Annotated in this window: 36 protein-coding genes and 1 tRNA gene; 13 read left to right on the top strand and 24 right to left on the bottom strand. The window is 63.2% G+C overall.

The features are described 5' to 3' along the window. Positions 1 to 155 precede the first annotated feature (155 nt). The 5 genes from QX071_RS28020 to QX071_RS28000 all read right to left on the bottom strand — a co-directional run bounded on the left by QX071_RS28020 (position 156) and on the right by QX071_RS28000 (position 5,828). Positions 156 to 1,802, bottom strand: a complete 1,647-nt coding sequence (locus tag QX071_RS28020; RefSeq protein ID WP_315704987.1) for an ABC transporter ATP-binding protein — start codon at positions 1,800 to 1,802, stop codon at positions 156 to 158. 118 nt (positions 1,803 to 1,920) lie between these two features. After that, complete coding sequence (locus QX071_RS28015; protein WP_315704988.1) at positions 1,921 to 2,808, bottom strand: ABC transporter permease; 888 nt, start codon at positions 2,806 to 2,808, stop codon at positions 1,921 to 1,923. 12 nt (positions 2,809 to 2,820) lie between these two features. Continuing rightward, positions 2,821 to 3,762: an ABC transporter permease gene (locus tag QX071_RS28010; protein ID WP_315704989.1), complete on the bottom strand. Its 942-nt coding sequence runs from the start codon at positions 3,760 to 3,762 to the stop codon at positions 2,821 to 2,823. A 164-nt stretch (positions 3,763 to 3,926) separates the two neighbouring features. Next, positions 3,927 to 4,613, bottom strand: coding sequence for a DNA-3-methyladenine glycosylase I (locus QX071_RS28005; RefSeq protein ID WP_315704990.1), 687 nt, complete (start codon positions 4,611 to 4,613; stop codon positions 3,927 to 3,929). 84 nt (positions 4,614 to 4,697) lie between these two features. Next, on the bottom strand, positions 4,698 to 5,828 hold the full coding sequence (locus tag QX071_RS28000; protein ID WP_315704991.1) for a M20/M25/M40 family metallo-hydrolase: 1,131 nt from the start codon (positions 5,826 to 5,828) through the stop codon (positions 4,698 to 4,700). A gap of 256 nt (positions 5,829 to 6,084) precedes the next feature. Here QX071_RS28000 and QX071_RS27995 point away from each other — a divergent pair, with 256 nt between their 5' ends. The 5 genes from QX071_RS27995 (at position 6,085) to QX071_RS27975 (ending at position 11,437) form a co-directional block, all read left to right on the top strand. Further along, complete coding sequence (locus QX071_RS27995) at positions 6,085 to 7,698, top strand: ABC transporter substrate-binding protein (protein WP_315704992.1); 1,614 nt, start codon at positions 6,085 to 6,087, stop codon at positions 7,696 to 7,698. 523 nt (positions 7,699 to 8,221) lie between these two features. Continuing rightward, positions 8,222 to 9,829 (top strand): ABC transporter substrate-binding protein, encoded by a 1,608-nt coding sequence (locus QX071_RS27990; protein ID WP_315704993.1) that lies wholly within the window; start codon positions 8,222 to 8,224, stop codon positions 9,827 to 9,829. A 129-nt stretch (positions 9,830 to 9,958) separates the two neighbouring features. Further along, a complete protein-coding gene (locus QX071_RS27985; protein ID WP_315704994.1) occupies positions 9,959 to 10,291 on the top strand; it encodes a metalloregulator ArsR/SmtB family transcription factor in 333 nt (110 codons plus the stop codon). Continuing rightward, positions 10,284 to 10,763, top strand: coding sequence for an SRPBCC family protein (locus tag QX071_RS27980; protein ID WP_315704995.1), 480 nt, complete (start codon positions 10,284 to 10,286; stop codon positions 10,761 to 10,763). The genes QX071_RS27985 and QX071_RS27980 overlap by 8 nt, the downstream gene beginning before the upstream one ends. Positions 10,764 to 10,777: 14 nt before the next feature. Beyond that, positions 10,778 to 11,437: a glutathione S-transferase family protein gene (locus QX071_RS27975; RefSeq protein WP_315704996.1), complete on the top strand. Its 660-nt coding sequence runs from the start codon at positions 10,778 to 10,780 to the stop codon at positions 11,435 to 11,437. Between the two features lie 84 nt (positions 11,438 to 11,521). On the opposite strand, the gene QX071_RS27970 is transcribed toward QX071_RS27975, so the two are convergent. Continuing rightward, positions 11,522 to 11,608 (bottom strand) — tRNA-Leu (locus QX071_RS27970). Positions 11,609 to 11,785: 177 nt separating this feature from the next. On the opposite strand from QX071_RS27970, the gene QX071_RS27965 reads away from it, so the two are divergent. After that, the gene (locus tag QX071_RS27965) at positions 11,786 to 11,974 is read left to right on the top strand and encodes a hypothetical protein (protein ID WP_316201069.1); all 189 of its coding nucleotides are present in this window, start codon (positions 11,786 to 11,788) and stop codon (positions 11,972 to 11,974) included. Between the two features lie 21 nt (positions 11,975 to 11,995). On the opposite strand, the gene QX071_RS27960 is transcribed toward QX071_RS27965, so the two are convergent. The 18 genes from QX071_RS27960 to QX071_RS27875 form a co-directional block, all read right to left on the bottom strand. Beyond that, a complete protein-coding gene (locus QX071_RS27960) occupies positions 11,996 to 13,123 on the bottom strand; it encodes an integrase (RefSeq protein WP_316172091.1) in 1,128 nt (375 codons plus the stop codon). Positions 13,124 to 13,356: 233 nt separating this feature from the next. After that, positions 13,357 to 13,539, bottom strand: a complete 183-nt coding sequence (locus QX071_RS27955) for a hypothetical protein (RefSeq protein ID WP_316172092.1) — start codon at positions 13,537 to 13,539, stop codon at positions 13,357 to 13,359. Beyond that, positions 13,536 to 13,811 carry a hypothetical protein gene (locus QX071_RS27950; RefSeq protein ID WP_315768309.1) on the bottom strand — a complete coding sequence of 92 codons (276 nt, stop codon included), beginning with the start codon at positions 13,809 to 13,811 and terminating at the stop codon, positions 13,536 to 13,538. Before QX071_RS27950 ends, QX071_RS27955 begins: the two co-directional genes overlap by 4 nt. A 35-nt stretch (positions 13,812 to 13,846) precedes the next feature. Further along, complete coding sequence (locus tag QX071_RS27945) at positions 13,847 to 14,230, bottom strand: hypothetical protein (protein ID WP_316172093.1); 384 nt, start codon at positions 14,228 to 14,230, stop codon at positions 13,847 to 13,849. After that, on the bottom strand, positions 14,227 to 14,466 hold the full coding sequence (locus QX071_RS27940; protein WP_315768307.1) for a hypothetical protein: 240 nt from the start codon (positions 14,464 to 14,466) through the stop codon (positions 14,227 to 14,229). Before QX071_RS27940 ends, QX071_RS27945 begins: the two co-directional genes overlap by 4 nt. Beyond that, the gene (locus QX071_RS27935; protein WP_315768306.1) at positions 14,463 to 15,062 is read right to left on the bottom strand and encodes a J domain-containing protein; all 600 of its coding nucleotides are present in this window, start codon (positions 15,060 to 15,062) and stop codon (positions 14,463 to 14,465) included. The genes QX071_RS27940 and QX071_RS27935 overlap by 4 nt, the downstream gene beginning before the upstream one ends. Continuing rightward, a complete protein-coding gene (locus QX071_RS27930; protein ID WP_316172094.1) occupies positions 15,059 to 15,256 on the bottom strand; it encodes a hypothetical protein in 198 nt (65 codons plus the stop codon). Before QX071_RS27930 ends, QX071_RS27935 begins: the two co-directional genes overlap by 4 nt. Further along, complete coding sequence (locus tag QX071_RS27925; protein ID WP_315768304.1) at positions 15,253 to 15,585, bottom strand: hypothetical protein; 333 nt, start codon at positions 15,583 to 15,585, stop codon at positions 15,253 to 15,255. The genes QX071_RS27930 and QX071_RS27925 overlap by 4 nt, the downstream gene beginning before the upstream one ends. 101 nt (positions 15,586 to 15,686) lie before the next feature. Next, entirely contained in the window at positions 15,687 to 16,154 is a 468-nt protein-coding gene (gene ssb / locus QX071_RS27920) for a single-stranded DNA-binding protein (RefSeq protein WP_316172095.1), read from the bottom strand. After that, a complete protein-coding gene (locus QX071_RS27915; protein WP_316172096.1) occupies positions 16,154 to 16,540 on the bottom strand; it encodes a hypothetical protein in 387 nt (128 codons plus the stop codon). The genes ssb and QX071_RS27915 overlap by 1 nt, the downstream gene beginning before the upstream one ends. After that, positions 16,537 to 17,997 (bottom strand): recombinase RecT, encoded by a 1,461-nt coding sequence (locus QX071_RS27910; protein ID WP_316201068.1) that lies wholly within the window; start codon positions 17,995 to 17,997, stop codon positions 16,537 to 16,539. The genes QX071_RS27915 and QX071_RS27910 overlap by 4 nt, the downstream gene beginning before the upstream one ends. 17 nt (positions 17,998 to 18,014) lie before the next feature. Further along, positions 18,015 to 18,737, bottom strand: a complete 723-nt coding sequence (locus QX071_RS27905) for a hypothetical protein (RefSeq protein WP_316172098.1) — start codon at positions 18,735 to 18,737, stop codon at positions 18,015 to 18,017. Positions 18,738 to 18,789: 52 nt separating this feature from the next. Then, complete coding sequence (locus QX071_RS27900) at positions 18,790 to 19,749, bottom strand: YqaJ viral recombinase family protein (protein WP_316172099.1); 960 nt, start codon at positions 19,747 to 19,749, stop codon at positions 18,790 to 18,792. After that, positions 19,746 to 19,925, bottom strand: coding sequence for a hypothetical protein (locus QX071_RS27895; protein ID WP_316172100.1), 180 nt, complete (start codon positions 19,923 to 19,925; stop codon positions 19,746 to 19,748). The genes QX071_RS27900 and QX071_RS27895 overlap by 4 nt, the downstream gene beginning before the upstream one ends. Continuing rightward, positions 19,925 to 20,245, bottom strand: coding sequence for a hypothetical protein (locus QX071_RS27890; RefSeq protein WP_316172101.1), 321 nt, complete (start codon positions 20,243 to 20,245; stop codon positions 19,925 to 19,927). The genes QX071_RS27895 and QX071_RS27890 overlap by 1 nt, the downstream gene beginning before the upstream one ends. Beyond that, positions 20,232 to 20,390 (bottom strand): hypothetical protein, encoded by a 159-nt coding sequence (locus QX071_RS27885; RefSeq protein ID WP_316172102.1) that lies wholly within the window; start codon positions 20,388 to 20,390, stop codon positions 20,232 to 20,234. Before QX071_RS27885 ends, QX071_RS27890 begins: the two co-directional genes overlap by 14 nt. After that, positions 20,387 to 20,647: a hypothetical protein gene (locus tag QX071_RS27880; RefSeq protein ID WP_316172103.1), complete on the bottom strand. Its 261-nt coding sequence runs from the start codon at positions 20,645 to 20,647 to the stop codon at positions 20,387 to 20,389. Before QX071_RS27880 ends, QX071_RS27885 begins: the two co-directional genes overlap by 4 nt. 340 nt (positions 20,648 to 20,987) lie before the next feature. Further along, positions 20,988 to 21,719 carry a helix-turn-helix transcriptional regulator gene (locus QX071_RS27875; protein ID WP_316172172.1) on the bottom strand — a complete coding sequence of 244 codons (732 nt, stop codon included), beginning with the start codon at positions 21,717 to 21,719 and terminating at the stop codon, positions 20,988 to 20,990. A 76-nt stretch (positions 21,720 to 21,795) separates the two neighbouring features. Here QX071_RS27875 and QX071_RS27870 point away from each other — a divergent pair, with 76 nt between their 5' ends. The 7 genes from QX071_RS27870 to QX071_RS27840 all read left to right on the top strand — a co-directional run bounded on the left by QX071_RS27870 (position 21,796) and on the right by QX071_RS27840 (position 25,693). Further along, entirely contained in the window at positions 21,796 to 22,125 is a 330-nt protein-coding gene (locus QX071_RS27870; protein ID WP_316172104.1) for a hypothetical protein, read from the top strand. After that, positions 22,122 to 22,358 carry a hypothetical protein gene (locus QX071_RS27865; protein ID WP_316172105.1) on the top strand — a complete coding sequence of 79 codons (237 nt, stop codon included), beginning with the start codon at positions 22,122 to 22,124 and terminating at the stop codon, positions 22,356 to 22,358. The genes QX071_RS27870 and QX071_RS27865 overlap by 4 nt, the downstream gene beginning before the upstream one ends. A gap of 7 nt (positions 22,359 to 22,365) precedes the next feature. Then, complete coding sequence (locus QX071_RS27860; protein ID WP_316172106.1) at positions 22,366 to 22,728, top strand: hypothetical protein; 363 nt, start codon at positions 22,366 to 22,368, stop codon at positions 22,726 to 22,728. A 267-nt stretch (positions 22,729 to 22,995) separates the two neighbouring features. After that, positions 22,996 to 23,373: a hypothetical protein gene (locus QX071_RS27855; RefSeq protein WP_316172107.1), complete on the top strand. Its 378-nt coding sequence runs from the start codon at positions 22,996 to 22,998 to the stop codon at positions 23,371 to 23,373. Next, positions 23,370 to 23,666 (top strand): hypothetical protein, encoded by a 297-nt coding sequence (locus tag QX071_RS27850; RefSeq protein WP_316172108.1) that lies wholly within the window; start codon positions 23,370 to 23,372, stop codon positions 23,664 to 23,666. The genes QX071_RS27855 and QX071_RS27850 overlap by 4 nt, the downstream gene beginning before the upstream one ends. Continuing rightward, entirely contained in the window at positions 23,653 to 24,039 is a 387-nt protein-coding gene (locus QX071_RS27845) for a hypothetical protein (RefSeq protein ID WP_316172109.1), read from the top strand. Before QX071_RS27850 ends, QX071_RS27845 begins: the two co-directional genes overlap by 14 nt. After that, positions 24,032 to 25,693 carry an AAA family ATPase gene (locus tag QX071_RS27840; protein WP_316172110.1) on the top strand — a complete coding sequence of 554 codons (1,662 nt, stop codon included), beginning with the start codon at positions 24,032 to 24,034 and terminating at the stop codon, positions 25,691 to 25,693. The genes QX071_RS27845 and QX071_RS27840 overlap by 8 nt, the downstream gene beginning before the upstream one ends.

Below are 25,693 nucleotides of genomic sequence, written 5' to 3'. Positions count from 1 at the left end.
CCGGGGCATCGCGTAGCGATGAGCCCGGAATCCATAACCACAGCAGGATCTGTGTGGCATGCGCGTCGATCAGCCGATGTTACGACATCCGCCTGTGAGTATGGATTCCGGGCTCGTGCTGCGCACGCCCCGGAATGACGAGGAGGACGAGGCTGCTACGCCACCGCCTCGGCCACGGGGCGGAAATTGGCAAAATCCCAGTTGCGGCCGGGCGCGGCCTCGAGCAGCGCCCGAGTATAGGTCTCCTTCGGGTGCGTGAGGATCTCGCCGGCCGGGCCCTGCTCGACGATGCGGCCCTTCTGCATCACCACGACCTCGTCGCAGATCTGCGCGGCGACGCGCAGATCGTGGGTGATGAACAAGATGGCGATGCCGAGCCGGCGCTGGATCTCATCGAGGAGGTCCAGCACCTGCGCCTGCACGGAAACGTCGAGCGCGGAAACCGCTTCGTCCGCGACCAGCACATCCGGATCGAGTGCCAGTGCGCGGGCGATCGCGATGCGCTGGCGCTGGCCGCCGGAGAACTGATGCGGAAAGCGCGAGATGGAATCCGCGGGCAGTCCGACCAGTTCCAATAGCTCCCGGGCGCGCGCCATCGCCTTGTCACGCGACGTGCCGTAATTGATCGGCCCCTCGGCGATGCTTTCGCCCACGGTCAGGCGCGGGTTCAGCGAGCGGTAGGGATCCTGGAAGACGATCTGGATGCGCTTGCGGTGCGGCTGCAGCAGGCGGCGCGTCAGGATCGAAATTTCGTGGCCGGCCAGCCGGACCCCGCCCGAGGTCGGATCGATCAGACGGACGATGCAGCGCGCCACCGTCGACTTGCCCGAGCCGCTCTCGCCGACGATGCCGAGCGTGCGGCCCTTGCGCAACGTGAGAGTGACATTCTGCGCCGCGACCACCTCGCGCGGTTTGCCGAGGAAGGAACGCTCACGATAGACCTTGCCGAGATCGGTGGTCTCCAGCACCACCGGCTCCTTGGTCTCGGGGCGGGCAGGGCGCGGAATGAGACTGGGGACCGCTGCGAGCAGGTTGCGCGTGTAGTCCATTTCCGGCTTGCGCAGGATCTGGTCGAGCGCACCGGTTTCGACCAGTCGGCCCTGGCGCATCACCGCGACGCGGTCCGCGATCTCGGCCACGACGCCCATGTCATGGGTGATGAACAGCACCGCCGTGCCATGGTCGCGCTGCAGCTCGCGGATCAGGGTGAGGATCTGCTTTTGCGTGGTCACGTCGAGCGCGGTGGTCGGCTCGTCCGCGATCAGAAGCTTTGGCTCGAGCACCAGCGCCATCGCGATCATGATGCGCTGGCGCTGGCCGCCGGACAGGCGGTGGGGATAGGAGGCAAAGATGCGTTCGACATCGGGCAGGTGCACCTGCTCCATCATGTCGAGAATGCGCTTGCGGCGGGTGCGCGCATCCAGCGAGGTATGCGCGCGCAGCACCTCGTCGATCTGACGGCCGACCGGCACCACCGGATTGAGCGCGGTCATCGGCTCCTGGAAGATCATCGCCATGGTGGTGGCGCGGAGTTGCCGCAGCCGGCGATCGGTCGCGGTCAACAGCTCCTCACCGACCAGCTTGATGCTGCCGCCGACCGGGTGCAGCGTGTTCTTCGGCAACAGGCCCATCGTCGTCAGCGAGGTCACGGATTTGCCGGAGCCGCTTTCGCCGACCACGCACAGCGTCTCGCCCTTGGCCACCTTGATGGAGATGCCGTCGATGATCCGCGGGCCGGTGGAGCTCTTGGTCTTGCCGAGGGCAACGACGAGATTGTCGATGTCGAGGATGGTATCGGTCATGATCGTACTCTCTGCCGTCACTGCGAGGAGCGAAGCGACGAAGCAATCCAGTTCAATGTTGCAAGGCGATTCTGGATTGCTTCGCTTCGCTCGCAATGATGGTTAGGGGAAGACGGCGTCATTTCCCCTCCCGCTGCTTCATGCGCGGATCGAGCGCATCGCGCGCGGCGTCGCCGATCAGGTTGATCGAGAGAATCGCGATCGACAGCAGCAGGCCCGGCCAGAAGATCAGGGACGGCTTGATCTGGAAGTAAGCGCGGCCCTCGGCCATGATGTTGCCCCAGGTCGGCGTCTCCGGGCTGATGCCGGCGCCGAGGAAGGAGAGGATCGCCTCGGTGAGGATCGCCGAGGCGCAGACATAAGTACCCTGCACGATCAGGGGCGCGATCGTGTTCGGCATCAGATGCCGCCACATGATCTTGGGTAGCGAAGAGCCGACCGAGATCGCGGCCTCGACATAGGGCTCCTCGCGCGCGGTCAGCACCACCGAACGCACCAGCCGCGCGACGCGCGGAATTTCCGGAATGGTGATCGCGATCATCACGGTGGCGATGCTGGCGCCGGACAATGACACCACGGCAATGGCGAGCAGGATGCTCGGAATCGCCATCAGGCCATCCATCACGCGCATCATCACGGCATCGACCCATTTGAAGAAGCCGGAGACGAGGCCGATGAACAGGCCGATCGCGATCGAGAATACGGCGGCGCCCACACCGACCAGGAGCGATACGCGCCCGCCATAGATCGTGCGCGACATCAGATCGCGGCCGTAGGCGTCGGTGCCGAGCAGGAACTGCGCGCTGGCCGGCTTCAGCCGCTGTGCCGGCGCCAGCAGGACCGGATCATGCGGCGCCAGCAATGGCGCCAGCACGGAGATGAGCACGATCAAAGCGAGACAGACGGTTGCGACCGCGATGATCGGAGTCGAGGTGAGAAAGCCGAACCGCGGGCTCAGCCGCGAGGTGACCGGCAAAGACGGCTCGGGATGGGTGACGATCGCCATCAGGACAATGCCTCAGTAACGGATACGGGGATCGAGCAGGGTGTAGGCGACATCGATCAGCAGGTTGACTGCGAGATAGATGAAGGATGTCAGCAGAATCATGCCCTGGATGACCGGATAGTCGCGCGCCAGCACGGCGTCGACCGTAAGGCGTCCGATGCCCGGCAGGTTGAACACGCTTTCGGTGACGACAACGCCGGAGATCAGAAGCGCAAAGCCGGACCCGATCACGGTGATGACGGGCACGGCGGCATTGCGCAGCGCATGACGCAGCAGCACCGAGGTTTCGCCGATGCCCTTGGCGCGTGCGGTGCGGACGAAGTCCTCGCCGAGGACGTCGAGCATCGCCGCGCGCGTCATGCGGGCAATCAATGCGATGTAGATGAACGACAGCGTGCAGGTCGGCAGGATGATGCGGTCGAAGAACGGCCCGAAGCCGGCCGACAGGCTCTTGAAGCCCTGCACCGGGAACCAGCGCAGATTGATCGCGAACACCTCGATCAGCACGTAGCCGATCACGAAGACGGGGACCGAGAAGCCGAGCACGGAGAGCCCCATCACGAAACGATCGATCCAGGTGCCGTGCTTCCAGGCGGCGATGACGCCGAGCGGCACGGCGACCACGATCGCCAGAATGATCGTGGAGATCGCGACCGAGATCGACGGCTCGATGCGTTGGCCGATCATCTGCAAGACCGGAACTTTGGAGATCAGCGAGACGCCAAGATCGCCATGCAGCAGCTGATTGATCCAGGTGAAGAACTGGACGTACAGCGGCTCGTGCAGGCCGAGCGAGACGCGAATGCGTTCGAGCTGTTCGGGGGTGGCGTTATCGCCCGCCAAGATGGCGGCGGGATCACCGGGCGTTAGTCTCAAAAGAAGGAACACGAACAAGGCGACCACGCCCATCACGGGAATGGCGGCGAGTACGCGGCGAACCAGATATCCGATCATCGGGTGAGGACTGCCTTCATCCTAGGCTTGGGCCGGTTACACGGCACGGTGAATGCGCCTGCATGTCACTGATATCAGTCACTTTCAAGAACTCCCGGTAATTTCGCACTGCAATGTGCTGCAAGCTGCGTGCCATGTACCGAAGCACATTGCGATGCTGCACATCATGTTTGACGGTTCTCGCCGACCGAGAGCGCGCAGATGCGGGACAAATGCGTATAGGACAATCCTGTCTCCTTGGCCCACGCATTGAACTGCGCCTGCACCTTGGCGAGGTCGCTCTTGGACTTGACCTCATCGGCAATGTCCAGTCCAGAGTCACGCAGGCAGGCCACGACGTCCTTTGATGTCACGAAACCATCCCAGCCGAGGAAGCGTAGCAACAGCTGTCCGGTGTTGCCGCCGAGCCGGCTGCCGCGCTTATCGAGGATTGCCAGGAGTCCGACCTCATCAGAGGACGGCCAACTCGCCAGGAACTTGCCGAAGCTGCCGTGCTCCTTGGCGATCTCCTGCACGAAGGCCGCATTCTGCCGCACCGACATGATCTTTGCTGCGTTGCGCACAATGCGGCTGTCCCGCAACAGGCCGTCCCAGAAATCGTCCGGCTGAAACAGCAGCCGCGCCGGCTGAAAGCTTAGGAACGCGTCCTCAAATCCCGGCCATTTCGACTCGATCACGCTCCAGGCAAACCCCGCGGAGAACACGCGCCGGGTCATTTCGGCCAGCACGCGATCATCACTCAGCTTTGCGACTACCGCGATGTCGGGCGCCGGCGGCAGCAGCGTGATCAACGCCTGTGTGCCGCCCTTGCGCTTCTCCGCCCGACTTCTGATGGTTTTGAACGAGGTCATGTACGCCGCGTTTTTGCCTGTGCCGAACACAGCAGAGTTCGCGGCGCACGTAAAGCTGCGAGGCCCTAATCTGATGCTGCCATATTACGCCAGCGTGGCCAGCAAGCCGGCCATGAGTCGCCCACGTTCGACGAGGCTTTCGACCTCGATGTGCTCGTTGAGAGTGTGAGCATCGGCGCCGCGCACGCCCAAGCCGTCGAGTGTCGGGATTCCGAGGGCGCCGGTGAAGTTGCCGTCGGATCCGCCGCCGGCCGAACCGTGTGGCAGCTTCATCCCGAGCTGTTCGGCGATGCCGCGCGCTTTGTCGTAGAGTGCCATAGTTCCGGAATCCGGCTCCCACACCGGACGCGTCACGCCGCGGGTCACCTTGAATGCGACGTCGTTGCTGGTGCCCGACAGCGCCAGCATTCGTTCCACCCCGCGATCGAGATCGTCCTGGCGCTTGGCCATGCTGAGGGCTTCACCGTTGCAGGTTGTTGCGACGCAGTTCACCCATTGCCCGCCGTGAACGATGCCGACCGAGAAGGTGCAATCCTCCGTCGTCATCGCATCGATCGCGAGGATCTGTCGCGCCATTTCCCGTATCGCGGAACGGCCAGATGACAATGTTGCTCCGGCGTGGCTCGGCCGTCCCGTTGCTTCGAGATTGAAGCGGGCGATCGCATAACGCCCGGTGACGACGCCGTTGTCGGGCCGGCCGGGCTCGGGCACCAGCACGTATTTGTTGCGCGCGGCCTCCGCTTCGATGATATCGCGCGTCGAGGGCGTGCCGACTTCCTCGTCGGGAGTAAAGAGAACGGTAATCGGCAGTGGCGTGGCGATGGAGGCGCGCATCAACTGCCTGATCGCCTCGAGCGACAGATAATTGCCACCCTTCATGTCAAAGATGCCGGGGCCATAGCATTTGTTGCCTTCGCGCCGCCATGGCAGCTTGGCGATCGTCCCGATGGGATGGACGGTATCGAGATGACCCGCAATCAGGATGCCGGGCTCGCCCTGTTTCGGATGCGGAAAGCGGGCGCGGACGCAGCCTGCGAAGCCCTGGCGTCCGGCGATGCGCTCGATCGTCGCACCCATGATCGCCATCTCGCGGGCTGCGATATCGAACATGCGTTCGACCGCGGGAGCGTCCCAGGTCGGGCTTTCGCATTCCACCCAACCGCGCAAACCTTGCAGCATGGCTTCGGCATCGAAGGGAAGATTGGCTGGATTCATCAGAGCTCTCGCTGGTTTGCCGGCGTTATCGCGCGGCGGCGGAATGGTCGGCATTTTGTATAACCAAGTCATGCCCGCGTTAACGTCATTCCGGCCGACGTCACGCATGCGCCGAATGCGGATTGACCTGTGCAGCATCCTGGTGCAACTGTCGAAATCTAAGGGTTTACAGCCTGTTAGTTCGCCTAAAGAACGGACTACATGCATAAACAGTGACCGCGTCGTGACCGCTTTTACGCCAAGTCAGGAGATATCAATGTTCCACATCTCGCGCCGGAAACTTCTCACGCTCGCGGGGGCTGCCTGGTCGGCGCTCGCGCTCTCCGGAGCAGAGCCGTCCGACGCCCTCGCGGCATCGGGCAAGAAGATGATCACCGCGGTGATGCATTCGGATCTGCGCGTCATCGATCCCGGGTTCACCACCGCCTATATCACGCGCGACCATGGCTACATGGTTTATGACACCTTGCTGGCCACCGACTCGAACTTCAAGGTCCAGCCGCAAATGGCCGACTGGAAGGTCAGTGACGACAAGCTGACCTATACTTTCACCTTGCGCGACGGCCTGAAGTGGCATGACGGCACGCCGGTCACGGCCGAGGATTGTGTCGCCTCGCTGAAGCGCTGGGGCCGCAACGACGGCATGGGCCAGAAGCTGATGGATTTCACGGCGAGCCTGGAGGCTGCCGATGCGAAGACCATCGTGCTGAAGTTGAAGGAGCCCTATGGCCTCGTGCTGGAGTCGATCGGCAAGCCATCCTCGCTGGTGCCCTTCATGATGCCGAAGCGTCTTGCCGAGACGCCGGCCGGTCAGCAGATCCCCGAGCAGATCGGCTCCGGGCCGTTCAAATTCGTCAAGGAGGAATTCCAGCCGGGCGTCAAGGCGGTCTATGAGAAGAACACCGACTACGTCCCGCGCAAGGAGCCGGCGAGCTGGACCGCTGGCGGCAAGGTGGTGAAGGTCGATCGCGTCGAATGGATCACGATGCCGGACGCGCAGACGGCGGTGAACGCGCTGCAGTCGGGTGACATCGACTTCATGGAGAACCTGCCTTACGACATGCTGCCGGTGCTGGAAGGCAATTCGGACATCCAGATCGACGTCTCGAACAAGTTCGGCTTCCAGACGCTCGGCCGGATGAATTTCCTGCTGCCGCCCTTCGATAACGTGAAGGTCCGCCGCGCGGCCTTCCTGGCGATCAATCAGAAGGATGTACTCGACGCCCTCGTCGGCAATCCGAAGTATCAGAAAGTCTGCGGCGCGGTGTTCGTCTGCGGCACGCCACTGGAGACCGATGTCGGCGCCGAAACGCTGATCAAGGGCAACGGCCTGGAGCAGGCCAAGAAGGCGCTCGCGGAGTCCGGCTATGACGGAACGCCGATCGTGATCATGGCACCGGGCGACGTGACCACGCTCAAGGCCCAGCCGGTGGTCGTGGCGCAGCAGCTGCGCGAGGCCGGCTTCAAGGTCGACCTGCAGGCGACCGATTGGCAGACCGTGGTGACGCGCCGCGCCAGCCAGAAGCCGGTCAAGGAGGGCGGCTGGAACATGTTCTTCACCAACTGGGTCGGCGCCGACGTGGCCAACCCCGTGGTCAACGTCTCAGTGGGCGGCCGCGGCACCAAGGGCGGTTGGTTCGGCTGGGCGACGGATGAGAAGATCGAGAAACTGCGCGACGACTATGCCCGCGCGACCTCGCCGGAGGAGCAGAAGCGGATCGCGACCGAGATCCAGAAGGAGAACTACGAGCAGGTGATCTACATTCCGCTCGGCCAGTATCTCCTGCCGAGCGGCTGGCGCAAGTCGCTGACCGGCGTACTCGACGGTCCCGCCACGCCGGTGTTCTGGAACATCGACAAGAGCGAATAGCAAATTTTTCGCAGGAATGAAGAAAACACGGCGGAGCTTTTCCGCCGTGTTTTTGTTTATGAGCCTCTGTTCGTACGGCCGCTAGTCGTTAGCAATGGCTGTCGCGCACGGCTTCAAGGCCGTCGACGACCAACGGCGGCGCGATCTCGCGCGGGCACCTGTTCGCGCGCGGTGCGGCCGCTGCGGGCTTGCTCGCGCTGTTGCGGTTCGGCGCATTTGTCGGACATCATCTCGCTCCTTTGCTTGCACCGACAATGATCGAAGGGACAGGTAGTTCCAAAATGCGGGAGTGACGAAGGGGTGATCATGATGATCTCATCTCATCGCGCCAGGATGAGGTCGCGTTTGGAGACTGGCGAAAGCGGATTGACGGGCGCGGGAACAGCTGCAAGTCTCGGCATCGTAAGACATAGAACGCTGCCTATCGGTCAGCGTCGATGCGCGGACGCGATGCACAATGAATCGCCGGGTCTTGATCAGTTTCGCGCCATCAATTCCACATCGTCACGTTAAGAGAGATCGCATGCCACATCATCCGCGTCGGATATTTCCAGCGCTCGCGTCCTGCCTCGTCGCCGCTGCCATAGCCTTGTCGGTGAGCGCGGTGCCCGCGCTCGCCGCCGCCAAGAAGACCATCACGGCGGTCATGCATTCGGACCTGCGTGTCATCGATCCGATTTTCTCGCCGGCCTACATCACCCGCGATCATGGCTACATGGTCTATGACACGCTGTTGGGAACGGACTCCAATTTCAAGGTCCAGCCGCAGATGGCGGACTGGAAGGTGAGTGATGACAAGCTGACTTACACCTTCACTTTGCGCGACGGGCTGAAATGGCACGACGGCACGCCGGTGACCGCGGAGGATTGCGTCGCCTCGCTGAAGCGCTGGAGCAGCAATGACCCGATGGGCCAGAAGCTGATGGAGTTTACGGCCAGTCTGGAAGCGACCGACGCCAAAACGATCACGCTGAAGCTGAAGGAGCGTTATGGCCTTGTGCTGGAGTCGATCGGCAAGCCGTCCTCCTACGTCCCGTTCATGATGCCGAAGCGGCTGGCGGAGACACCGGCGAATCAGCCGATCCCCGAGCAGATCGGATCCGGCCCGTTCAAGTTCGTACAGGCGGAATTCCAGCCCGGCGTAAAGGCGGTCTATGAGAAGAACACCGACTATGTGCCGCGCAAGGAGCCGCCGAGCTGGACCGCGGGCGGCAAGGTCGTGAAGGTCGATCGCGTCGAGTGGGTGACGATGCCCGACGCGCAGACCGCGGTGAACGCGCTGCAGGCCGGCGACATCGATTTCCTGGAGTTTCCGCCGCAGGATCTGGAGCCGGTGCTCGCCGCGAATCCCGACCTCACGATGAACGTGCTGAACAAGTTCGGCTATCAGACCTTGGGACGCATGAACTTCCTCTATCCGCCGTTCGACAATGTGAAGATCCGCCGCGCGGCGTTCCTGGCGATCAATCAGAAGGATGTGCTCGACGCGCTGGTCGGCAATCCGAAATTCTACAAGATCTGCGGCGCCTTGTTCGGTTGTGGCACGCCGCTCGAGGCCGACGTCGGTTCGGAGACGCTGGTCAAGGGCAATGGCCTGGAGCAGGCCAAGAAGCTGCTCGCCGAATCCGGCTATGACGGCACGCCGCTCGTGATCCTCGCGCCGGGGGACGCGATCACGCTCAAACCCCAGCCGATCGTGGTGGCGCAGCAACTGCGTGCCGCCGGCTTCAAGGTCGATCTTCAGGCCACCGACTGGCAGTCTGTGGTGACGCGCCGCGCCAGCCAGAAGCCGCCGAAGGAGGGGGGCTGGAACATGTTCTTCACCAATTCGGTGATTGCCGATGTCGGCAACCCGCTGTCCAGCACCTTCCTCAGCGCGCGCGGTCTCAAATCCTCCTTCGGCTGGCCGGATGATCCCAAGATCGAGGAGCTGCGCGACGCCTTTGCTCGCGCCACGACGCTCGACGAGCAGAAGCGGATCGCGGCCGAACTGCAGAAGGAAGCCTACGACCAGGTGATCTACATTCCGCTCGGCCAATGGTTCAGCCCGAGCGCCTGGCGCAAGTCGCTCACCGGCGTGCTGGAAGGGCAGGCGGTGCCGGTGTTCTGGAACGTCGACAAGAGCGAGTGATCCAGGGCGAGCGATCCTCGCACTCACATCATGGTTTTCCAGACGCGCGGCGGGGCATCTCCGCCGCGCTTTGCATTTGCGGATTTTGTTTGCGCTTGACGGTCAGTAAGTCGTGGCTTACGGTAAGTCATGGCTTACCAAAATGCCTTGACGGTGCTGGCCGATCCGACGCGGCGGCAGGTGTTCGAACGGCTGCGCGATGGGCCGCAGCCGGTCAAGCTGATCGCGGCAGGACTGTCGGTGTCGCGGCCGGCAGTGTCGCAGCATCTGAAGGTGTTGAAGGACGCGGGGCTGGTTCAGGAGCGTAGCGAAGGCACACGCCGCATCTACTCGGTGAGGCGCGAGGGCCTATCCGAACTGCGCGATTGGCTCGACAGTTTCTGGGACGATGCGCTGCTCGCATTCAAGATCGAGGCGGAGCGATCGCATCGAAAAAGCAAAGGGAGGAAGCGGGATGAGTGACGTCGCGGCGATTGCCCCGGTGCACAAGCAGGTCCTGGTCCGGGTGCCGATCGGCCACGCCTTCGAGGTCTTCACCAGCGGCTTGACTCGCTGGTGGCCGCATACGCATGGCGTCGGCAAGCAACCGATCCGAGCCGTATTGATGGAGCCGCGGCTCGGCGGGCGTTGGCTCGAAGTCGGCGAGGACGGCACCGAGACGCCGGTTGCCACGATCATCCTGTGGGAGCCGCCGCATCGTGTCGTGATGCTCTGGCAAATCAGCGCGCAATGGAAGCCGGACGCGACGATGCGTTCGGAGGTCGATGTCCGCTTCATCGCCGAAGGCACAGAGCTGACGCGGGTCGAGCTCACGCATCATAAGTTCGAGACCATGGGCCCCGAGGCCGGCGCTTCGATGCGCAAGGATGTCGACGGCGGCTGGCCGGGACTCATGCGGCGCTTTGTCGAGGAAGCCGAGCGTAGTCGGTCATAATCAGGGAGGTCGTCATGTCGGAGTTCGTCGTCCATTCCGTACCGGGAAGCCCGTTCGGGCGTTGCGTTCTGATCGCGCTGGAAGAGAAGGAGACATCGTATCGCCTGGCGGCCATGGCCCCCGGCGCTTCGAAGTCCGCGGAACATCTGGCGCGAAATCCGTTCGGCTGTATCCCCGTGCTGGAGCATGACGGCTTCATGCTTTACGAGACCCAGGCGATCCTGCGTTATCTCGACCGGATCCTGCCCCAGCCATCCCTGACGCCTGCCGATCCCAAGCAGGCGGCGCGGATGGATCAGGTGATGAATATCAGCGATTGGTATCTGTTCCAGGGCGTCTGCAGCGTCATCGTCTTTCAGCGCATCGTCGGCCCGCGCCTGCTGGGACTTGCGACCGATGAAGCAGCCATAGAGGCGGCAATGCCGCGCGCACGCACCGTATTCGCTGAGCTGTCGCGCCTCCTCGGCGAACAGCCCTTCATGGCGGGTGATGTTCTCACGCTGGCCGATCTGCAGGCCGGGCCACAGGCCAGCTTCCTGGCCGCGACACCTGAATGGGCTACGCTCACTGCGGCGTATCCCAATCTCGTAGCCTGGATCGACCGGCTGGAAGTGCGGCCGAGCTTTCAGGCCACGACCTGGGAGAGGCTGCTGGAGCGCGCGCGAGCCGCGTGAGAATTCGCGCGAACTTGTCGACGGAAATTTGAGTGACCGGCTTGCTTCCGTCCATCGGCACCGGCTCCGGACGAGAGATGATTCTGGTGCGGGCGGTGGGAGTCGAACCCACACGACGTTGCCATCGAGGGATTTTAAGTCCCTTGCGTCTACCAGTTCCGCCACGTCCGCGCGTTGATTTCGCTACTCTTTTTCTTTCTTCACAGCAAGCGTTAGACAGGAACAGCCCGATGTTAGACAAATCACCGAATGTTCTGTTCCGGGTCCGTGCCAGTGCCACATGAAAGGCCGCCCCACCGGGCGGCGTTTTGCTATACCTTTCCTCCAAACTCAAGCGGGAGCGCGCCGATGTCCAGGGTGGTAGACGTCATTGACATTAAGGACCCCAAGATGGACAGCGGCCTGTACGCTGTCCCTGTTGAAACCTCGGACGGCCTGATCATCCTTCGTTTCGATCTCGCATCAGCCGCAAACCTCTTGGCGCGTTTGACCGCCGGCAAGGTTCAGCTCGAGGCGGCGAACCGAGCTCGCGGTTGAGCCACCTCTTGGCCGGGTAGCTCATGGCTTGTCTTGTAGCCGCTTAAACGCGCGGACCACGTTGTCCTCGCGCGAGACATGCCTAGTGTAGTGGGTTCCCATCCTCTGCGACTTGTCGCCGAGTAGGTCGGCGATCTCGGCGTCGGTGGCCCCGTTGCGCTTCCACCAGGCAGCATAGGAGACGCGGAGGCCGTGCAGGGTGGTGCCGGCGCCGATCAGGCCCTCCCGCTCCTTCTCGCGCAGCCAGCGGCTCACGACGGCCTGCATCAGCTTCTCGGAGCTCCAGGGCGTGCCATCCTCGCGCGTCGCGATCCTGGTCGACGTGCGGGACAGGGTGCCGAGATAGGCCTGCATCGGCTCGAGCGCGGGGATGAAGGTCGGCTCCTGGTTTTTGCGCGTAACGAGCTGCACGGCCATGCCGGTCGTCGCATGAGGCAGGTATTGCCGCCAGCCCACCTCGACGAGGGTCTGGCCGCGGAGCCCGCCGAACCGGGCCAGCACCAGCACGGTCTTAATCTCCGCCGGCGCGGCTGCGAAGGCGGCCTCGAACTCGGCCGGAAGCCATTCACGGTTGGCGTTTGGATCTGTGTCGTGGATCTTCCTCATGCCCAGGCAGGGATTGCTGCCCATCCTGCCGCGCTCGACGGCGCTGGAGAACATGGACGAGACCGCCGAGATCATTTTGTCGGCGAAGCGCGTCTTCTTCTGGTGGGCGCACTTGTCCCGCAGCTCGTACAGCTCGGGCGTCGTGAAGCCGGTCAGCGGCTCGTCGAAGACGTCGCGGAGCCAGCGGAAGGCCTTGAGATAGTCGCTGCGCGTGGCGGTCGAGAGCTTGGCCCATTTCGGGAAGCCGCCCTCGATCGAGCCGGCCGGGTCGATATCCTTTGGTTCCCGGTCGATATCGCCGTTCGTGAACCAATGGACGAGGCGTCCCAGCGTGCCGTCAGAGAAGGCGGCTGCGGTGCGCTTGGGCAGGCGGGCCTTGTTGTAGAGCTGCAGGAAGGCCGGTGAGGCCAGTTCCTTGTCGAGGGCGGCCCGATCGCCGGAGAAGGCCTTGATCAGCGCCTCGCCCGTCGCGCGGCGATAGACGTACCATTTCCCGCGTCTCTCATAGATCTTCAGGCCTTCCAGCCTAGCCGCCGCCACCACCGATGCGCTCCGCGAGACTTCTACGTCCTGTAATCGCGGAACCTGCGCTGTTCGGGTCGAGGCTGTCAAGCCACGCATCCAGGCGGGCACGGAGCCACCGGCGGCCGTGCGTGGATTTCGTGAATTGGATCGGGGCAACGGTGCAGACCTCCTTGAACGTGTCGACGCTCAGGCCGCAATAGGCTGCCGCCTGATCGAGGCGCAGAGCGGCGGGCCAATAGGGGATCGGCTGCTCACTCGGCACAGATATCGTCCTCATAGCCATGTGTGCCGCCGAGCCGCATGGGCATGGCGAAGCGGTTCAGCCGCTTCGCGTTCTTCACTCCTGGCGTGTTCCAGACGCGCTCCATCGGCTCGCGGAGCTCGCGCGCGACGCGCCGCTCCTTTTCGATGGGCGTCTCGACACGCATGGTCATTGCGCCATCCCGCAGGTCGGGCAGCTCGAGAATGACGGGCCCATATGCCCGCAATCGGGGCAGTCGCGTTGGCCGCCGACGGCATCGGTGAAGCCGTTCGCCGCCAACCAGGCGCGCGACTGCTCCTGCTCCTCCTCCGTGAACGTCGAGAGGTTGGCGCGGGCTTTGTGCATCGCCGCCAGCTTGGCACCAGGATGCCATTGCGCCGGTTGCGCGACGCCCCATTTGCGGGCGAACTTGTCGTAGGCCGCCTCGCTTAGCGATCGGAGCATCGCGTCACGGTGTCGCGCGAAAGCCTTGGCCCTGCTCATTGCATCACCGAGAAGCAATTCGTGGTGCTGCAGCCCGCATGCAGATGCCCGTTCGATCGCGCGCGCACCCATTGCACCGTCCCGGTGCCGCAGGCCGGGCATGGCATCCGACCGCTGCCGCTGTTCTCCGGGATCTCCGCCACGATGAGCGTTGCGCGAGCCGCTGCATCGATGAGCCACTGCTGCCGCGCCTCCCGCTCAACGTCGGTGTATTCCTCGCGCCAGTCGCACGTCGCGCCCTTCTGGTGCTCCGACGGCATGCATGGCGACGCGGCCGCCGGCGTGGACAGATCGATGCCGGCCTCGCACCGCGGCCCGTCGCCGCGGACATAGCTGTAGTGCCGACAGTGGCGTGAGCCGCGAGGGCAGGGCTGGATCATCGGAGATCCTCGCGGCTGGTGATAATGGCCTCAACCTTCGCCGGGCCGACGATGCGAACACCACGCTGATTAGCGAAGTGATGTTCGACGTGGTTGCGCGCCTCTCGTTCTGCCTGCTGATAGACCTGAGCGAGATCGCAACCGTCGCCCCAGGTCGACGAGACATTGACCTCGATCGTCAGCGTGACCCGCGCGGCCGCCGTCCGGCGGATCGGCCTCCTGCTGCCAGCCATCATCCCACCTCGTGAAGCGCGGTGTCCCGCGCGCTGTTGAGCTCCGCCATAGCCTCGGTGCTCCCGCCGCGATCGGGGTGGCGCTCGCGGGATAGCGCCTTATAGGCGGTCTCAATGTGAGAGCGCGCCACATTCGGCACGTCGGTCAGCTGCAGGACGTCGCGCCAATGTTTTCCCTTCGGCGCCGGAAGCGCCTGGAAGCCGCTGAACGTCGCGCGTACCAGCGCCAGCGTGCCGTGGCGCAGCTCGACGCGGCGCGCTTCAATGATCTTGTGGATTGCCTGCAGGTTCGCAGCAGGCGTGTCGTACCGATCGACAGGGATGCAGACTTGCATCCCCTCCCAGACGAACCACACGGCGACGCCTGGATCGGCCGGTCGCTTGGTGCTGCCGCTCGTCAGCGGGTTGAAATCGACGTTGCTGGACAGCACCGGCTCGTCGACCTTCTTGCCGCTATCGCTCGCGAATAGCTCGAGGCTCTTGCGGACGTTGCGAAGCGCTGTGTCGAAGTCCGTCTTGAACGAGCCACCGGTGCGGCCGTTCTTCCAACGAGGGAAGCCGGACGGCCACTGCAGCGGAAACGACTGCACATTGCTCATGCTGCTTCGACCTCCGGGCAGGGGTGCAGAGCGATCAGCCTGTCGAGGCACATCTCCCGCTCGCGATCTGCCAGCGGGACGATCGAGATGATTGACGGCTCGATCTGCGGCCACGACAACAGCGTGCGCGGATCAATCAGGTTGAGCGAGGGCGCTGGCCCTCGCAAACCTTTCTGCCAGACGAGAAAGTTCATTCACCCTCCGGTAGGAACTGATGCTGCTGGGAACGACTAAGCTGCTCGCGCGCAATGTCTGCGCACCGTCTGCCGAATTCCCCAGGATCAAACGTCGATGCAGCGGTGGCTTGGCTCGCGAGGTTGTAGGCGGCCTTGGCGATGTGGGCGTAAGCGAGAACGCCAATCAGCTCGTCACGTCGATCGGCAAAGTGTTGCAGGAGCTGTTCATCCACCTGCGAAGTAACGCCGTTCCACTTCTCCACAACGTCCCAGTCCGCGCCGAGAAGCACCTGGTCGTGCCCACCTTGGGGAATGTTTGTTATTGCCATCTGATAAAAAACCCTCACGTTACGCGGCGTCGCCGCCGGTAAAAAGGTGCCATGCGTAGGTGGATATCCACGAAAGTCCGTCGTTACATTTCTAGACAACCGAAATTGATCGCTTCCGGTTAGAACGGAATGTCGTCTTCGAAGTCCCGGCTCCGCGTGCCGCTAGTTCTACGCACCGGTCGTTGACCAGTCGGGTCTTGGGCACCGAAGTCTCCGTCATCGCCGCTTTCTCCTCTGCGATCGCCGAGCATGGTGAGGGTGCATTGGAAGCCCTGAAGCACCACCTCGGTGGAATACTTCTCGACGCCGCTCTGGTCGGTCCATTTGCGGGTCTGCAGCGCGCCCTCGATGTAGACCTTCGCGCCCTTGCGCAGGTACAGCTCCGCGATCTCGGCCAGCTTCTCGTGCCAGATCACGACGCGATGCCACTCCGTCTTTTCCTTGCGCTCTCCCGTGTGCTTGTCGCGCCAGCTCTCGCTGGTCGCGATGCTCAGATTGACGACGATGCGATTGTCGCTGAGGTTTCGCACCTCCGGGTCCTTGCCGAGATTTCCGACAAGGATCACCTTGTTGACCGAGCCCGCCATCAGAACCACACCTGGCGATCGAACAAGACGGTAGGCCCGCCGATTTCGGGCAGCTCCTCCGGATCTTCCGGCACCGGCGAGCCGCTACGACCGCTAAGCGTGGCGCGGCGATAGATCGTGGTCGCAAGCTCGTTGCGACGGAGCCCGTGCTGGCGGAAATCTTCGTTCACGAACATGTCGGAGCGCACGAAGCTGTCGCCGCCGTCGAAGTCCGAGAGAACAGCGACGTGCTCCAGCCGACCTTCAACCAAGGCCGGGATGAGTTGCGAGAGCCGGCTGTATCCAGGCACTTGAGGCCAGAGCAGCTCGCAGATTGCGCTCTCAACCAGTTCGGCGTGATCGGGCAACACCACGCGATAGCGCGTCTTGATCAGCTGCCTGCTCATTTCTGGCCGCTCCCCAAAGCCGTGCGACGCGCGATCGCGAGGTCCTGATAGGCCTTGAAGTTCGCCGCGACGCCGCACTTCGCGCGCAGCTCTTTCTCGTCAGAGCTATTCCACCATTTCGGCACGTCAGCGCCGACGGTGAAGGCCTCCAGCTTGGTCCGGAGATAGCGGCCGTACTCGGCTTCGCTGCTGGGCACAGCGCCCGGGGGCCAGGGCCGGTCGGCACCATCTTCGTCGATCTGCTCGTCATCGGTCACGCCTTCGCCCGTGCCGTCGTTCTGCCTCATCTCCTCGACGGTCTGCTGGGTGGAAGAGGCGGGCGCGCTCGTCCCCTGCGCGCCCGCCTCGGCCGCTGGCGTGGCCCTGGGGGAGCCTGCTCCTGCGGCGTCTGCATTGGTCGTGGGAGCCGACGCCCGCGCTTGGATCGCGGTGTCGGCTCCCTTGCTTGCCCCGACGGCAGGCGGCGATTGTGCCGTGGAGCTTGCCTCTTGTTCGAAATCGGCGCGGTCCTGGTCAGAGATGCCGCCCTGATCTCCACCTTGGATCACGCCGTCGTCGTCGTGATCGATGGTGCTGCCCGCATAAGCGTCGAACGCCTCGCCGTGCGAAAGCCGACGCGTCGTCGGAGCCGCAATGCGCGGCGTCTGATCGTCGATCAGCCCATGCGTTGCGTCGTCGCGCGCGATCATCGCGTCCATGCTCTCGGAGTGCGGCAGCTGCTTGTAGTGGCGACGCGCGACCACCTTCTTCGCCATCTCCGGCACGAATACCGGATCTTTCCACGGGCCATTGCCGGCCTTGGACTTGGATGCGATCTGCATGATCTCGAACGCGCCCATCACCTCGTAGACCTTCTCGCCGCTTGACAGCTTGGCGATGGAATAGGCGCCGACAATGTTGCCGGGGCTGGTCATCCCAACGAATGGCTTGTGCTTGATGAATGCGTTGTCGCCGAGCTCGTACTCGAACTCGTCCTTTTCGCGGACAACCTGCACGGTCCACATGTCGACCTTGCCGGTCTCAAAAATCTTCTTCCGATAGCCCTCGACCATCGGCATCCACGTTGCGATCTCAGCGATGCGTTTGCCGTCCTTGTTCTCGCCGTAGGGCGCGATGGCGCCTTCTCGACCGTCGGGCAGAAGCCCATCCTGCGCAGCGCGCACGCACGCATTCCACAGCGACGGGAATGTGCATTCGAGCAGCTTCGGCTTGTTCTGCAGCGCAGTCATCAACACGCTGACGAACCGCTTCGGCGGGATCATCGGCGGCAGCGCCTCCTCCAGCGTCGCCATGCGCGCCTGCACGTAGTCGCGGAATTGCACGATCGGCGGCGGGCCCTTCGGCTCCTGGTGCGGCGGCGCGTTCTGCTGTTGGCGAGCCGGGAGATTTCCGGTCGGAGCCTGGCGCGGCGTGCTCTGACGGTAGGGCGTGTTGCTCTTGGTGGTCGGCTGGGCCATTGGATGCTGCTTTCCTGTTAGCTACGACGAAACCGAGTGGCGACGTCCTCGAACACGCGGACGCCATCGACTTTGGTTTGACCCTTCTGGATCTTCACCAGCTTGCGGACGGCCTTATCGATTTCGGCCGGTGTGAAGAACTGGCGCAGCGCGTTGAGATCGACCTTGGAGTAATCGGCGATCTCGAACTTCCACTCGCCTTTGCCAGTCGACATGCCGCCGGCGTCGCCGCGCACACGCGCGACGTCCGCCACGGTCGGTGCGCCGGACTGCAGCTGCGCGGCCGCAACCTGCGTTTCGGCAACCGCCTGCGCGTGCTCGATCACAGCGTCGGTGTCTCCAAACTCGGCCGCGATCGCCGCCGCTCGACGCTTCTCCTCCGCCTCGGCGTTCAGCCGCGCCTGCTCGGCGGCCTGCTCGGCTCGCTGCTTCTTCACCTTCTCTCGCGCATAGGCGTCGCTGCGATCCCGCAAGACCGTTAGGATGCGCTCGAGGCGGTCGAGACGATTGGGCCTGAAGGCGTTGTCGACGGTCTCGCCGTACGGGCGCTTCTCGGTCTTGCGCGCGGTGTCGAGGCTGTCGAACAGCTCTTTTGCGTCGAGATAGACCGCTGTAACGGCGGCCTGGTGTTGGTCGGTCTCGATCTTCTCTGGCAGGTCGTTCGCCCGGTTGGCGATCGGCGCGATCTTCTCAAACTCGCGCTTGTAGGTTTCGGTGAGTTGCTCGGCGAGCAGCTCCACAAGGCTCGGCGGGTTGTTGCCGCCGCGCTGAAGTCGCGGATCAACCGCCGCTTCAGAAACGAGTTGGTTGGGCACTGTCGATCTCCTTTTGGCGCAGGTCGGTGACGGTGAGACGGTTGACGCGGTAGGGCTGGCGCCAGCTGCCAGCCACATCGAAGGTGGTCCGGCGCGCGATAAAACCGTTGAAGTGCGCGACATGCGCGTCCTTCATCTTGGCGCGGAGATCGGTCTCGATATCCTCAACGCGCGCTTCGGCCTGCTTGATCTCGGCCTTAAGACGCTCGCGCTCGGCGAGCGCAGAGGTGAGATAGTTGTCGCCGGTGAGATCGACGTGGACCAGCGGATCGGCCTCTGGGTACATCAGCCCGATCAGCTCGCTGTCGACGGACCCCGACGCTTCCGGCTCAATGCGATTGTGCACGTCCTGCCAGAAGCGAGCGACGTCGGCGCACACGGCAGCTTCCGCAGCTGGGTGGCGATCGAACTCGAGAATGTGCACGTCATTCCGGAATGGATGGTCGATCCACACGGCGATCGCGCCGAACTCGGCATCCTCCAGCATCGCTTCGGTCAGCGCCTGCAGCCTGATCCACATCGGCGGCACGACCTCGCCGACCTTGTCTTTCCACGCGTGCTCGAACACGCTCGGGATGGAGATCTTGGTCTGCAGGATGCCGCGCCGTCCGAATTCATCGGTGATGAAGAAATCCGGCGTCGCGCCCAGGCGCAGCTCTGCGTCTCGCAGATAGACGCCGGCGGGCTCGATGGTCCAATCCGGCCGCTCCTGGCGCACGCGCTCAGCGACTGCGTACTCCAACAACATGCCGCGTTCGAGCCGCACGCCCTCAGCGGGCGGAAATTCGAAGCCGGTGTGCTGCTTGTAGAGCTTGAGACGGGAAGTGTAGGGGTGCAGGCCGGGGCGAAGCGCGGCGACGACCGATGCCGTCACGTCGCGCGATCGAACAGCGAGCCACTGCTCGCGGCTGGTGACGAGGATGCGCTCGATCGTCATGCAGCACCCACGGCGGCAGCGGACGCAGCCTCGAGCGCAGCCCGCGCTTCTTCCCGATACTGCCGGCGCTGCGCCTCCGGGACGGCGAACCAGTTCCGGCCGCGCCCTGATCGGTTGGCGACGACACGCTGGATTGCCGCCGCCGCCGCCTCGAGCTCGTACTCGTCGATGCGCATCAATGGGCGCTCCCCATCATGTCGCACATGGACAGCTGCAGCTCGTGCTCTGACACCCCGTAGAGGTAGCAGCCGCGCGGAGTGTTGATGTCGAAGGCCAGCATCTGGACGTTGCGCTTGTCGGTGCAGGCCAGGATCTCGAACTCGCCAAACGTCATAAGCCGCCAGGATGCCGCGTGGCGGAAGCAGCTGATCGCATCGTCCTTTGTGCCTACGAGCGCGCCGACTGCGTTGAGGACGACGCACTCACCGCTCGCCAGCGCGTTGTCGATGATGGAGCGCGCTTCGTCGCTGGTGCTGAACTGCTCAATGCGGCTCATGACCGGCCTCACGGAGCGCAATCGAAAGGACGCAGATCTGGCCTTCCAGATCAGTGATCTTGCCCAGCAGCAACTTGCCCATCAGCAAGACGCCGAAGCAGGCTCCGGCGCTTGCGCCTACGATCAGGCCGACGATGAAGGTCATGCAAGCACCTCGAGACCACCGTCTACGCGCTGGACGACGAGCCCGATGGCGAGCCCTGCGACGATGATCGCTGTCTGCCGCAGCACGGCATCCTTCTCGCGGTTCTCGGCCTCAATCTTCGGCTGGAGCGACCAGAGGCGCAGCGGCGGCATGCGCAGGAGTGTCGTGTGCGCTGTGCCGCTCAACAGTTCGGGGCGGCGAAACCAGCCAGGGCGCACGCCCAGATGGTTCCGCGCCGCATAGCCGAAGTAGTCCATCGCGCCGCCTCCCGTTCGCAAATCATTGCCGGGAGCGGTACTACGATTTGTAGCAGGTAAGTGTCAATTACGATCTGTAGAAAATATTTCGAGCGCCGCCGTTAGGCGAGCGCCCGGTGCATCGGTGTATGATCGCGGGTGCACCGGTCTCGGCTACAGAAACAGCTCTATCGATCCTATACGCGCCCCTGAAGGGGCGCTTAGGAGAGATTAGAATATAACTCTCCGCGTGCGGGCGCGCGTAGCAACGGCCGTGCCAATGCACCGGATGCACCGATGCACCGTCTCGGATGCACCCAATTATGAACGGTGGAATCGGCTGTGGAAATCGGTGAGCAACTCAAAAACGCGGGGCGATCGCGATCATTTTCGCCGCCCAGATGATTTCGGCGTCCTCGATCGGCGGATCCTGGTGATTGTTCGAGAGGAGCTGGAACCCGCCGTTCTTCCGGACGATCTTTTTCAGCAGGATGCGGCTGTCGGCTAGACCCACGACGCATATCGACCCCACGAGGTCGTCGGTGATTGGCCGCCGCACGTCGTCATAGAACACCAGCATTCCTTCCATCAGCGGGCCGAAGCTTTTGCCCTTGATTTCGACCGCTACCGTGTGTGGGTTCGCGAAGGGAGGTGCGTCAATCTCGTCGTACTGGTCATGCGCAAACCCATAGAGGGCTCCCTCGCCGGAGGAGGCGCCCACATAGCCCACAATGCGAGTTGCGGCTGGACGCGCTGGCTTGGCTGTCGCACGCGGAGGCGTGGCTGTTTTCGTCACGGCCGCTGGACTGCTGCTCGGGCCAGGCCCTGCGCCGCTGCCGCCGGCGAGTGGTGGCGGATTGCCCTTGCCGGTATAGATCCAATGGGCGGCGTTCGGCGCGCCGAGCTTCTTGGTGATGTCCTCGGCCTGCTCGTAACTGAAATTTCGAGAGCCCGTCCTTCCACGTTCCGCATTCTCGTAGGCGGAATAGGTGGATAGCGCCATGCCTGTGCGGGTCTTGGCCTCCTGACGCGTTAGACCAAGCTGCTTGCGAACCCATTCCAGCCGCTCACCCTTCGTGCGCAAATTGATCACACTCAAATACCTCTGGCTCTTCAGGCTGTTACCCATCGTGCGCGGAGAATATCACTAAAGTTTCTACAGAAAGTAGTTGACAGAAAATATTACAAAACGTAGCAACGGCGGCCCAAAGCGGTTAACGGGAGCCGAAATCTTGCCAGCCGAGCAGCCCAAGCTTGAGACCATCGACGACTTGATCGGCCTTTGGCCGAGTGATGCCGACTTTGGACGGGATATCGGCGTCAAGCCGAGCCACGTCGGCGTGATGAAGCTGCGGAGGAAGATCGCCAGCGATCACTGGCCAGCAATCCGGGACGCCGCCGCCCGGCGGCACGACGAGGATCCGAGCAAGGGCTTCGATCGGGTGAACGGCGACCTGCTGCTCGACATCCACGCCCACATGGCGTCGCTCACGTCGTGACGAGCCGCTGCACCATCCTCCGCTCGGTCATCGCCGAGCATCTGCGCGAGGGCGAGTGGATATCGCCGCGCGAGCTGGCAGAGCGGATGCGGGTGTACCACCCGGCCTCGGTGCGCGCGGTGCTGATCGACCTGCACCGCGAAGGCATCTGCGATCGCGAGACCCACGGCTTAGGCGGCCCGATCTCGGTGAAATTTTACCGCGTAAAACAATCCCAACCAGCACCGGAGTGAGAGGACCATGGCGGAAGCGGCGAAGCCTACCAACGCGGTGAGCAAGGAAGCGATCGAAGCATTCCTCGATCGATTTGAGGGCCTCGAAGACGAGGCGCTTGATATCATGATGGAGGCGATGCGCGTCTGCAAAGACGGTCCGCGCGCGAAGCAGAAAGAGCTGCTCGACGAGATCAAGGCGGCGGGCGTCCGGAAGAAGACCTTCAAGGCGCTGTGGAAGCAGCGCGACTACGAGCGAAAGGCGCGCGAGGCGATATCCGGGCTCGAAGACGACGATCTCGACCAGATGCGGGAATTTGCGACCGCGATGGCCGGCACGCCCATGGGCGACCTGATCTCTGCACGCCTCGACGAGGCGGACTTCTCCTAATTTTTCCCAGCGTATGTGCGTCTCGGGCTGCAGCGCGGTCGCTGCAGCCCCGCTGAGTGCGGCGTTGCCGCGGAGGGGTGAGCTGTGCCTATCAACGGAACGCTTCTGACGTTCGACTTCGCTGCCAGCACTGGTTTCGCCGTCGGCGAGCCCGGCGGTCTCCCGACATTCGGCACTCACGTCTTCAGCTCAACCGGGGCGGATCTTGGCACGCATCTCGGACAAATTGAGGAGTTCTGCCGCCTCGCGCTGATCCGCGAGCAGCCAGTGCTCGTCGGCTTCGAGCAGCCGAGCCTCTTCATCAAGACCACGCCGACGACCGTTGTGAAGCTGGCTTGCTACGGTCCGGCGCTCGAGAAGCAGTGCTCCAAGCGTTACGGCCTCAATATCCGTGTTCGTCAAATCAATCCCTCTGACGTCTGCATGTTCTGGTGCGGGCGAGGGATGAAGGGGCAGGCCAAGAAAGACGAGTTCGTTCGTATCGCCAAGCTGCTCGGCTTCGCCGTCTCTAACGACGACGAGGCCGACGCAATCGCGTGCTGGTTTTACATGGTCCACTGCTTCGGATCGCCTGAGGAGAGGAGGCGCTTTGAGCAGATGCGGTTCGAGGTTGGCATGGGACGCGCTCAGAAGGCGGTCCTATGACGCTGAACCCGATCGCAGAGAGGCAGGCTGACGAAGCGATCGAGATCGCGATGGAGTTTGCAGAGGTCAAGCTGAACATCGTTGAGATGGCTGACTTCGCGTGGATGGAAGTGCACCGCATCCTAGGTTCTCAGCGGGCGCGCCTCCTGGCTGGCTTATCCGAGCAGCCACATCCGGACGAGATACAGCGCGCCGCAATGGGCATGTGTCTCGTCCGGTTTCTCGAGAACTGCCGGGATCATCCCGACAAGGCGATCAGCTGGTTGAGGGGGCGGGCAAATGGAAAAGCCTGATTTCGGCGGGGACAAATACTTCATCACGCAATGGACTGCCGAGCGGAGAGCCTACATCAGCCATCTCGCCTCAAGGGGGATGAGCGCGGCAGAGATCTCCGACGACATCTATGGCACCAAGAGCAAGGCGCCGCGCATCTCTGCAGTCTGCCAGCGGTACAACATCGCCCTCAACGGAAAGCCCGGCCGCAGGCCGCGCTCGACGGGACCGATCGTCGCCGAGATCTCGGAGCGATACACGCCGGCGATCGCGGCGATCGCCGATCGCTTCAATCTTGAAAAGGTCGACGTGGTGCACCAGCTGCTCGCGGCCATCTTCGGCCAAGGCGAGACTTTCCTCCTGAACCTGCTGGACCTGGGCGTCGATGACTGAGGAATATCTGCCTGGCGATCTAGTCGACGAAGGCGGAGCAAAGCTGACGGACTTGCATGCCGAGCATCAGCTGCTCGGTGCTCTCTTGCGCTCTCCGGAGATCATCGGCGACGTTCGCGAGCTTGTGTCGCCGCGTGAGTTCTACGATCGCACCATGGGCCATCTGTTCGAGAAGCTCGTCGCTGCCGACGGAAGCTTCTTCCCGGATGACGTTGTGACATGGCTCGGCGGCGCCGACGTCGCCGGCCGCACCGACAAGCAGGCGGTCGGCTATCTGATTGCGACCGGCGCTGATGTGACGCCTGATCAGGCAACGGTGCTGGCCAACGAGATACTCGAATGCGCGGAGCGTCGGTTCTATCAGCAGGGGCAGACGAACCTCGTCGGTCTCGACGGCTGGCAGTCCAAAATGGGCGCGCTACTGTTCGCGGAGCGCAACAGCGTCACGGTCGAGGACGTCGATTTCCTGGTCGAAGACCTGATCCCCGAGCGCGAGCTCGTGATCGTTATGGGCGAGACGCAGACGGGAAAATCCTTCCTGACCTCGCATCTCGGTCTGGCGATCGCGCAGGGAAAGGAATTCTTCGGCCAGCGCATCCTGGAGCCGCGCCCCGTGATCTGGTGCTGCTACGAGGGCGGCGGCGGCGCGCGCGGGCGTCTGCTGGCCTATGCGAAGCACTTCGGTGTCGAGGCAGAGCTGCCGTTCGCCGCGCTGACGTCGCCATTCGATCTGTGGGCGGAGGGCGGCAAGAATGTGGATGAGCTGATCCGGGAAATCGAGGGCATCTGCGCCACTGAGTTCGGCGGTCGGAAGCCGGGAGCGGTGATCATCGACACCCACAACGCCGCTACCTCTGGCGCCTCGGAGATCGATAGCGAGGTCGTCTCGAAAATCCGAGACGGCTACAAGCGCATCTGCCGATCTCTCGACTGCGCCGTGATCATTGTTGGCCATACCAACGCGCTCGGAAAGCATCGCGGTAACGAGCAGCTGACCAACAACGTGCCGACCATCCTGACCGTCTCCTACAAGACCAAGCTGGATGGCCGGGAGAAAATTCAGATCAAGGACAACGACAGCCGCCCCGTCAGGCAGCTGGAGATCGTCAAACAGCGCGAAGGCGAGACCGGCAAGACGTTCGACTTCGTGCTGCACGGCATCGAAACGGGCATCAAGAACAAGTTCGGCAAGGTGCGAACGTCCTGCGTTGTGAGGCCACCGAACTGGACACCGGCAGAGCAGGAGGCGGCGAAGCAGGCGTCGTCGAAGGGCACCAAGGACAAGGCGAAGCTCGGACCTATCCAGATAGCTTACTTCAAGGCGTTCTGGGAGGCTCTCCACGAGTTCGGCGAGGCCGCGCCTCCGGCGCTTAGCCTGCCGCGCGGCTCGCTCGTGGTGCGAACGTCTGTCGTCAACCGCACCTTCGTGACACGGTTCACGCCATCAGACCTGAGTGCAGACACTGCGAAGTCGCGCCGGCAGCGCGCCGAGCAGTATTTCCAGAACAAGGGAATCATCCGCATCAACAATGATCTCAACGTTGTGTGGTGGACCGGAGCATACCACCCGGAGCTGAAAGAGACGCACTCGCGTCGCCGGGCTGAGAACTACGAGCGTGCGTTCGCAGAACCTGAACCTGAATTCCCGGAGTGA

The sequence above is a fragment of the Bradyrhizobium sp. SZCCHNS1022 genome (assembly GCF_032484835.1).
Lineage (GTDB): Bacteria > Pseudomonadota > Alphaproteobacteria > Rhizobiales > Xanthobacteraceae > Bradyrhizobium.
Note: the sequence above shows the minus strand (reverse complement) of the source record. Positions and strands in the feature narration are given on the sequence as shown.